This window comes from Rhodoglobus sp. GW821-FHT12B09, assembly GCF_058809925.1.
In genome coordinates this window covers 893,149-901,295 of record NZ_JBXATB010000001.1, presented here as the reverse complement: position 1 = coordinate 901,295, position 8,147 = coordinate 893,149, and the positions used below count along the sequence as shown (strand labels likewise).

The 8,147-nt window shown below is 65.7% G+C and carries 9 protein-coding genes; 6 read left to right on the top strand and 3 right to left on the bottom strand.

Features of this window, described 5'->3' with window-relative positions; all coding sequences use genetic code 11:
- Positions 1-81: 81 nt before the first annotated feature.
- From AC1RTC_RS04525 to AC1RTC_RS04515, 3 genes are all read right to left on the bottom strand, one after another.
- Entirely contained in the window at positions 82-1,371 is a 1,290-nt protein-coding gene (locus tag AC1RTC_RS04525; RefSeq protein WP_493154260.1) for an ABC transporter permease, read from the bottom strand.
- A complete protein-coding gene (locus AC1RTC_RS04520) occupies positions 1,368-2,072 on the bottom strand; it encodes an ABC transporter ATP-binding protein (protein WP_493154259.1) in 705 nt (234 codons plus the stop codon). The genes AC1RTC_RS04525 and AC1RTC_RS04520 overlap by 4 nt, the downstream gene beginning before the upstream one ends.
- Positions 2,073-2,143: 71 nt before the next feature.
- Complete coding sequence (locus tag AC1RTC_RS04515) at positions 2,144-2,725, bottom strand: DUF3043 domain-containing protein (protein WP_493154258.1); 582 nt, start codon at positions 2,723-2,725, stop codon at positions 2,144-2,146.
- A gap of 36 nt (positions 2,726-2,761) precedes the next feature.
- Here AC1RTC_RS04515 and AC1RTC_RS04510 point away from each other — a divergent pair, with 36 nt between their 5' ends.
- The 6 genes from AC1RTC_RS04510 to AC1RTC_RS04485 all read left to right on the top strand — a co-directional run bounded on the left by AC1RTC_RS04510 (position 2,762) and on the right by AC1RTC_RS04485 (position 8,146).
- Positions 2,762-4,159, top strand: a complete 1,398-nt coding sequence (locus tag AC1RTC_RS04510; RefSeq protein ID WP_493154257.1) for a dipeptidase — start codon at positions 2,762-2,764, stop codon at positions 4,157-4,159.
- Positions 4,160-4,169: 10 nt separating this feature from the next.
- Complete coding sequence (gene erpA / locus AC1RTC_RS04505; protein WP_493154256.1) at positions 4,170-4,529, top strand: iron-sulfur cluster insertion protein ErpA; 360 nt, start codon at positions 4,170-4,172, stop codon at positions 4,527-4,529.
- A gap of 189 nt (positions 4,530-4,718) precedes the next feature.
- Positions 4,719-5,531 (top strand): aa3-type cytochrome oxidase subunit II, encoded by an 813-nt coding sequence (gene ctaC, locus AC1RTC_RS04500; protein ID WP_493154255.1) that lies wholly within the window; start codon positions 4,719-4,721, stop codon positions 5,529-5,531.
- Between the two features lie 2 nt (positions 5,532-5,533).
- Positions 5,534-7,279: an aa3-type cytochrome oxidase subunit I gene (gene ctaD, locus AC1RTC_RS04495; protein ID WP_493154254.1), complete on the top strand. Its 1,746-nt coding sequence runs from the start codon at positions 5,534-5,536 to the stop codon at positions 7,277-7,279.
- Positions 7,280-7,281: 2 nt separating this feature from the next.
- On the top strand, positions 7,282-7,722 hold the full coding sequence (locus tag AC1RTC_RS04490) for a cytochrome c oxidase subunit 4 (RefSeq protein WP_493154253.1): 441 nt from the start codon (positions 7,282-7,284) through the stop codon (positions 7,720-7,722).
- Positions 7,691-8,146: a GNAT family N-acetyltransferase gene (locus AC1RTC_RS04485; protein ID WP_493154252.1), complete on the top strand. Its 456-nt coding sequence runs from the start codon at positions 7,691-7,693 to the stop codon at positions 8,144-8,146. Before AC1RTC_RS04490 ends, AC1RTC_RS04485 begins: the two co-directional genes overlap by 32 nt.
- Position 8,147 lies beyond the last annotated feature (1 nt).

Below are 8,147 nucleotides of genomic sequence, written 5' to 3'. Positions count from 1 at the left end.
GTTTCGATACAGGCGCCAGAGCGCCTTACTCAACCCACCGGGTTTCGATACAGGCGCCAGAGCGCCTTACTCAACCCGCCGCTACTCGTAGCGCAGGGAGTCGATCGGGCTCTGGCGCGCTGCGCGGGACGCGGGCAGCACGGCCGCCACGAACGCGATTCCCATCACGAGCAGAAGCACGGTGCCAATGGCAGCGGGCGTGAACGTGAGGATCTGAAGCCCGGCGAGGTCCTTCAGCAGTCCGTTCGCGAGCACCCGGCTGATGACGCCGCCCACGAGCATCGCCACCCCCGCGCCGATCGCGCTGCCGAGGAATCCGATGAACACCGCCTCGGTGCTGAACAGGGCGAAGATGCGGCCGCCGCTCATGCCCATGGCCTTCATGAGGCCGATCTCGCGGGTGCGCTCCTGCACACTCATGAGGAGGGTGTTGATGATCCCGAACCCGGCGGCGAGCAGCGCGATGATCGCGAAGGCGTTGAGGACGAGGATGATGCCGTCGATCACGGACTGGAAGGTGCCGATCTGGTCCGCGACCGTGGTGCCCGAGTATCCCGCGTCGACCAGGTCACGCTTGATCGTCGCGATCTGGGCGTCTGTCGAGTCCGGGTCGAAGTGTGCTGTGGCGCTGCCGTACTGGTTGGTCGAGTCGGCGGGAATGCCCACGTTCTGGGCGTCGTACAGGGCTGTCGTGAGCGGCTCGTTGAGGCTCGGCGAGGCGCCGAACAGGGTGGGCTCCTGCACTCCGACCACCGTCGCCTCGACCGTGGTCTGCTCGCGCAGGGCGTTGGTGATGCCGATCGTGACCGTCTTGCCGACCGCATCCTTGTCGGAGCTGAAGCCCAGGGTCTCGATGTAGGTCGTCGGCAGGATGATCTGCAGATCGGTCGTGCCCTTGTCGAACAGGGCGCCGGCGGCGAGTTCGATGCGCACTCCGGCACTCAGTGGGCTGACACTCAGCTGGAACTTGCCGGCGTCGCCGTACTCGATGTAGTCGGGGGATACCGCGACGCTGGGGTCGACGGAGGTGATGCCGTCGATCGCACGGATCGAGTCGAGGTCGTCCTCCGTGAGGGCGAGGACTGAGCTGCCCGGCCGTCCGCCCGACACTTGGGTCGGGTCGCTCGCCTCGTACGGCTTGGGGCCGGTGGTGGCATCCGTCGCCTCGACGGGCTTGGTGACGGTCATGACGTCCGGCGCGCCGATGGAGGCGACCTGGCTGTCGATGTAGTTGTTGATCCCGGCGCCGAGGCCGTTGGTGATGGTGAGCGTGAACGCCCCGATGAAGATCGCGATGACCGTGAGGGTCGTGCGCAGTCGGCTGCGGAAGGAGTTGCCGATCGCGGTGGCGACGATGTCGATGGCCCTCATGCTGCGAGCCCGTCGCCGCTGTGCTCGTCAACGATCAGTCCGTCTTTGAGGTAGATGCGCCGGGATGCCCGTGCCGCGAGCTCCTCGTCGTGCGTGACGATCACGAGCGTGATGCCCTGCTCCTCGTTCAGGCGGAACAGGAGGTCCTCCACGACCGCCCCAGTGGCGGAGTCGAGGTTGCCGGTGGGCTCGTCGGCGAAGATGATGCGCGGATTGTTCACGAGCGCCCGCGCGATCACGACGCGCTGCTTCTGCCCGCCGGAGAGGTCGGTCGCCTTCGACTTCGCCTTGTTGGCGAGCTCCAGCTGCTCGAGCGCCTCGAGCGCGCGGCGTTTCCGGTCGCGCGAGCCGACCTTTGCGATCTTGAGCGGCAGCATCACGTTGTCCAGCACGCTGGTGTTGGGCGTGAGGAAGAACTGCTGGAACACGAAGCCGAACGTGCGGTTGCGCAGCGTGTTCAGGCGCGCGCCCTTGAGCTTCGCGGCATCCGTGCCGTCGACGGAGAGCTCGCCGGAGGTGGGGGAGTCGAGGAGCGCGAGGATGTGCATCAGGGTCGACTTGCCCGAGCCGCTCTTGCCGACTATCGCGACGGACTCGCCCTCGGCGATGTCGATAGTCACCCCCTTGAGGGCGTCGAAGCGAGCTGAGCCGGAGCCGTACTGCTTCGTGAGATTTCGGGTGGACAGTACAGAAGTCGCCATGCACCAAGTCTGCGTGCGGGATGCCCGCGCCGAATCGTCCGGCGGGTGACTCCCGGCCTACTCCCGGGGGACTACGCCGGGTACTGTCCGCGCTTGACCTGAGGCTTGGGCAGGCGCATGAGGCGCAGCTGCAGGGCGCGCATGGCCGCGTACCAGCGAACCTTCTCCACCTTGTCCGCGCCGAACTTCGCGGCGAGCTTCCGGTTGAGCGTGAAGCCCAGCACCACGACGTCGATCACGGCGATGGCGAAGAACGCCCAGAGGGCGAAGAGGCCGATGGTCTGCACTTCGGGCTGTGGGAAGAACGTGAGGATGATCACGGCGAACATCAGCGGGATGAGCAGCTCGCCCACGCTGAACCGCGCGTCCACATAGTCGCGGACGTAGCGCTTCTGCGGGCCGCGGTCACGGGCGGGAAGGTACTTCTCGTCGCCGTTGGCCATGCCGATGCGGGCCTTCTCGCGCTGGATCTGCATCTGCGCCCTGGCGTTCTTGCGCGCGGCGGTGCGGTCGCTCGACACGAGCGGCTGCTTGCGCGCCGCCTCCTTCTCCTTGCGGGTCGGGGTGGGGCGGCCCTTGCCCGACGTGATGCTGTCGGTGTTCAGGTCGTAGTGCTTCTCGGAAGCAGCGGGCTGCTCAGTTGTCTTGGCCACGGGGTCCTCGCTCTGTCGAGCCTTAAGATTACTCGCATGACCTCAACGCCGCAGTCCCATCCGCTTCTCGAGCAGCTGAGTGAGGCGGTGCGCGGCGGGATGCCCGTGGCGATCTCCGACCTCGGCCGCCTGGTGCGCATCCCGTCGGTGTCGTGGGACGGCTTTGACGCCGACCACGTCTCGTCCAGCGCCGCCGCCGCGAAGGAGCTCCTCGAGGGCCTCGGAGTGTTCGACAGCGTGGAGGTCTCGCGTGCTCCCATCGACGACGCGCGCACCGGCCAGCCGGCAGTGCTCGCCACCCGCAAGGCAAAGAACGGCAAGCCCACGATCCTGCTGTACGCCCACCACGACGTGCAGCCGCCCGGGAACTCGGATGACTGGGAGTCCGAGCCGTTCGAGCCCACCGTGCGCGGCGATCGGCTCTACGGCCGTGGCGCTGCCGACGACAAGGCGGGAGTCATGGCGCACGTCGCCGCGATCCGCGCGTTCGTCGAGACAGTCGGCACCGACTTCGATCTGGGTCTCGTCGCCTTCTTCGAGGGAGAGGAGGAGTTCGGCTCCCGCTCCTTCGCGAACTTCATCGTGCAGCACCGCGAGCAGCTCGCCGCCGACGTGATCGTCGTCGCGGACTCCGACAACTGGGACATCAATACCCCGGCCCTCACCGTCGGTCTGCGCGGCAACGTCACCTTCAAACTCAAGATCTCGACCCTCGACCACGCCTCGCACTCTGGGATGTTCGGGGGGGCGGCGCCGGACGCGATGCTGGCTGCCATCCGCCTGCTGTCGACGCTCTGGAACGAGGACGGCTCCGTCGCTGTCGCGGGACTCACGAGCCGCGAGGGCTCCGACCTCGAGTACGACGAGCACAAGCTCGCCGAGGAGGCCGCCTTCCTCGAGGGCGTCACCTCGATCGGCCACGGCTCGGTGCTCTCCCGCATGTGGGACCAACCGTCCGTGACCATCACGGGCATCGACGCCCCGACGGTCGTCAACGCCTCGAACACGCTCGTGCCCTCCGTGACGGTCAAGGTGAGCGCGAGGATCGCTCCCGGCCAGACCGCCGATGACGCCTTCGCCGCGCTCGAGGCGCACCTGCGGGCAAACGCGCCCTTCGGCGCGCACCTCGACATCTCCGACATCGACCGCGGCAACCCGTTCCTCGTCGACACGAGCGGGTGGGCTGTGGCCGAGGCCAAGGACGCGATGCACCAGGCGTGGGGCGTCCCGGCCGTCGAGACCGGCATCGGCGGATCCATCCCGTTCATCTCCGACCTCGTGGCGGTGTTCCCGCAAGCACAGATCCTCGTGACCGGCGTCGAGGACCCGGATTCGCGCGCCCACAGCCCGAACGAGTCGCTGCACCTCGGCGTGTTCCAGCGCGCCATCCTCACCGAGGCGGTTCTGCTCGCAAAGCTCGAGACCCGGGCGTAGGATTGTTGACATGACCATGATCGACGACACCACCACGAAGGCCCACGGCGTTGGTCTCACCGACGTCGCCGCGGCGAAGGTCAAGAGCCTCATCAGCCAGGAGGGCCGCGACGACCTGAAGCTGCGCCTCGCCGTGCAGCCCGGCGGCTGCTCCGGCCTCATCTACCAGCTCTACTTCGACGAGCGCACTCTGGAGGGCGACGCTGTCGTGGAGTTCGCCGACGGCGTCGAGGTCGTCGTCGACAAGATGAGCGTCCCGTACCTCGACGGTGCGACTGTCGACTTCGAGGACACCATCCAGAAGCAGGGCTTCACGATCGACAACCCGAACGCCCAGGGTAGCTGCGCCTGCGGGGACTCGTTCCACTAGATCTTTTACATTTCGTAGAAAACGCGTCCGAAAGGGCGCGTTTTTTGCATTCAGGCGCGCCGTGGGGTGATCGGGCGGGGGTGAGGCTGGTTATAGACTGACAGGACTCAGTCAGTGTTTTGCGAGAGGTCACAGGTGCGCTCAATCCGTAACCGTCGTCTGCGATGGGCTGCGATTCCCATCGCCCTTGTGACGACGCTAGCCCTCGCAGGATGCACGCAGGAGCAGCTTCAGGGCTGGCTCCCCGGCAGTCCAGACACGACCAACCACACCTCGAGCATCATCGGCCTCTGGGTCACCTCGTGGATCGTGCTGCTCGTCGTGGGTGTCATTACCTGGGGGCTTATCATCTGGGCCGCCGTGGTCTACCGCCGCCGCAAGGGCCAGACCGGCCTCCCGGTGCAGCTGCGCTACAACCTCCCGATCGAGATCTTCTACACGATCGTCCCGCTCATCCTCGTGCTCGGGTTCTTCGCCTTCACGGCGCGCGACCAGGCGCAGATCGAGGAGCCGACCAAGAACCCCGACGTTCAGATCGAGGTGTTCGGCAAGCGCTGGGCGTGGGACTTCAACTACGTCACGGACAACGCCTACAGCGCCGGTGTCCAGGCCGACTTCAACCCGGACGGCACGATCGACACGGCCAACCTTCCGGTGCTCGTGCTCCCCGTCGACAAGACGATCGAGATCAAGATCGAGTCGCGCGACGTCATCCACTCGTTCTGGGTCGTGGACTTCCTGTACAAGAAGGACATGATCCCCGGTAAGAGCAACTACATGTACTTCACGCCGACGAAGATCGGCGAGTACCAGGGCAAATGCGCGGAGCTGTGCGGCGAGTACCACTCCCTCATGCTCTTCAAGGTCAAGGTCGTCTCGGAAGCGGACTACCAGGCCTACATCGCCAGCCAGAAGGCCGCGGGCTTCGAGGGCCAGATCGGCGAAGAGTACAACGTGAACCAGAACCTGCCCGGCAACGGCAGCGACAAGTCGGAGGGCTAGTCATGTCGACTGCCGCGTTTGATTCGGGAGCTCTCACCAGCACCACCACCCCCGCCATCACCGGCGCCACAGAGCGCAAGGGCAACATCGTCGTCAACTGGATCACCTCCACTGACCACAAGACGATCGGGTACCTGTACCTCATCACATCGTTCCTCTACTTCCTGCTCGGCGGTGTGATGGCTCTTGTCATCCGCGCCCAGCTGTTCGCGCCGGGCCTCTCGGTTGTCGCGACGGGCGAGCAGTACAACCAGCTGTTCACGATGCACGGCACGATCATGCTGCTCATGTTCGCGACGCCGCTCTTCGCGGGCTTCGCCAACGTGCTCATGCCGCTGCAGATCGGTGCGCCGGATGTCGCGTTCCCACGCCTCAACGCGTTCGCGTACTGGCTCTACAGCTTCGGCTCGCTCATCGCCGTCGCCGGCTTCCTCACCCCTCAGGGCGCCGCGTCCTTCGGATGGTTCGCGTACGCGCCCCTCTCGAACACGACATTCTCGCCCGGCTACGGCGGCAACCTCTGGGTGTTCGGGCTCGCACTGAGCGGTTTCGGCACCATTCTCGGCGCCGTGAACTTCATCACGACCATCATCACGATGCGCGCCCCGGGCATGACGATGTTCCGGATGCCGATCTTCAGCTGGAACACTCTCGTCACCTCGTTGCTGGTCATCATGGCGTTCCCGGTGCTCGCGGCGGCGCTGTTCGCACTCGGTGCCGACAGGGTGGTCGGGGCACATATCTACGACGCGGAGAACGGCGGCGTCATACTCTGGCAGCACCTGTTCTGGTTCTTCGGGCATCCCGAGGTCTACATCATCGCGCTGCCGTTCTTCGGCATCATCTCCGAGGTGCTGCCAGTCTTCAGCCGCAAGCCGATCTTCGGCTACAAGACGCTCATCTACGCGACGATCGCGATCGCGGCTCTCTCCATCACCGTGTGGGCCCACCACATGTACGTGACCGGCTCCGTACTGCTGCCGTTCTTCGCGCTCATGACCATGCTCATCGCGGTGCCCACCGGCGTGAAGATCTTCAACTGGATCGGCACGATGTGGCGCGGTTCTGTGACTTTCGAGACTCCCATGCTGTGGGCGATCGGGTTCCTGATCACGTTCACCTTCGGTGGTCTCACCGGTGTGATTCTGGCGTCGCCGCCGCTCGACTTCCACGTCTCCGACACGTACTTCGTCGTCGCGCACTTCCACTACGTCGTGTTCGGCACAGTCGTGTTCGCGATGTTCAGCGGCTTCTACTTCTGGTGGCCGAAGTGGACGGGCAAGATGCTCAACGAGCGGCTCGGCAAGATCCACTTCTGGCTGCTGTTCATCGGGTTCCACACGACGTTCCTGATCCAGCACTGGATCGGCGTCGTGGGCCTGCCCCGTCGCTACCGCACGTACCTCGAGGAGGACGGCGTGACGTGGATGAACCAGGTCTCCACAACGGGCGCCGCGATCCTCGCGATCTCGATGCTGCCGTTCCTCTACAACGTCTACAACACGGCCCGCAAGGCGCCGAAGGTGACAGTCAACGACCCGTGGGGCTACGGCCGCTCGCTCGAGTGGGCGACCAGCTGCCCGCCCCCGCGCCACAACTTCACCTCGATGCCGCGCATCCGCTCCGAGTCTCCGGCATTCGACATCAACCACCCGGAGGCCGGGATACCGGTCGGGGTCGGGGGAGTCGGATTCAAGGACGCCCCGGAAGCTCCCGTGTACGACCTCGGCGATGAGAAGGTGAAGTAGCCATGGGTACCAACGCACGTCTGTTCTGGATTCTCGCGGGGTTCTTCTTCGCCGCAGACATCGCCTATATTCTCTGGTCGCTGCTCGTCTCTGCCCGGCCCGCCGCCTCCGCGGCGCCCGAGGTCGAGTGGGTCGGCGCGGTCGCTATCGGGCTGACCGGTGCGCTCTCGGTGCTCATCGCGTTCTATCTCGGACGCATCCACAAGTCGCAGGGCGGCGAGCTCCCGGAGGACCGCCTCGATGCGAACATCGATGACGGTGAGGCCGAGCAGGGCCACTTCAGCCCGTGGAGCTGGTGGCCCATCGTCCTGGCGACCGCAGCGGCGCTCACCTTCTTGGGCATCGCTATCGGCCCCTGGATCTCGTTCATCGGCGTCTCGATCTTCCTCATAGCCATCGTTGGGTGGGTCTATGAGTACTACCGTGGATACTTCGCCCGCTAACCCCGAGATCCGCGCGGCCCGCCCCGCGGATGCCGACAGGGTGTACGCCCTGCTCGAGCAGCTCGAGCCCGCCTATTCGCCGGACCGTGTCGCGTTTGACGCCAACTTCCCGCTCCTTCTCGACGACTCCTCGACCTCGCTGCTGCTGGTGGCGGCGGATGCCACGGGCTCCGTGGTCGGTTATGCGCTGACCACGATCACCCCTCTGCTGCACGCGAACGGCAGTTCCGCACACCTGCAGGAGCTCGTCGTCGACGACGCGCACCGTGGCGAGGGCGTCGGCACGGCGATCGTGGAAGAGGTCGAGCGGCTCTGCCGCGAGCGCTCCGTCCGCCAGATCACGGTAGCGAGCCGGCGATCCGCGGACTTCTACGAGCGCATCGGCTACCGTTCGAGCGCCGACTTCCTCAAGCGCACCTTCTAGC

Bases quoted from the DNA above. Each gene is read 5' to 3' on its own strand.
- erpA (WP_493154256.1), top strand. From the start codon at position 4,170: ATGACCATGATCGACGACACCACCACGAAGGCCCACGGCGTTGGTCTC.
- AC1RTC_RS04485 (WP_493154252.1), top strand. From the start codon at position 7,691: ATGAGTACTACCGTGGATACTTCGCCCGCTAACCCCGAGATCCGCGCG.
- AC1RTC_RS04490 (WP_493154253.1), top strand. From the start codon at position 7,282: ATGGGTACCAACGCACGTCTGTTCTGGATTCTCGCGGGGTTCTTCTTC.
- AC1RTC_RS04510 (WP_493154257.1), top strand. From the start codon at position 2,762: ATGACCTCAACGCCGCAGTCCCATCCGCTTCTCGAGCAGCTGAGTGAG.
- AC1RTC_RS04520 (WP_493154259.1), bottom strand. From the start codon at position 2,072: ATGGCGACTTCTGTACTGTCCACCCGAAATCTCACGAAGCAGTACGGC.
- ctaD (WP_493154254.1), top strand. From the start codon at position 5,534: ATGTCGACTGCCGCGTTTGATTCGGGAGCTCTCACCAGCACCACCACC.
- AC1RTC_RS04525 (WP_493154260.1), bottom strand. From the start codon at position 1,371: ATGAGGGCCATCGACATCGTCGCCACCGCGATCGGCAACTCCTTCCGC.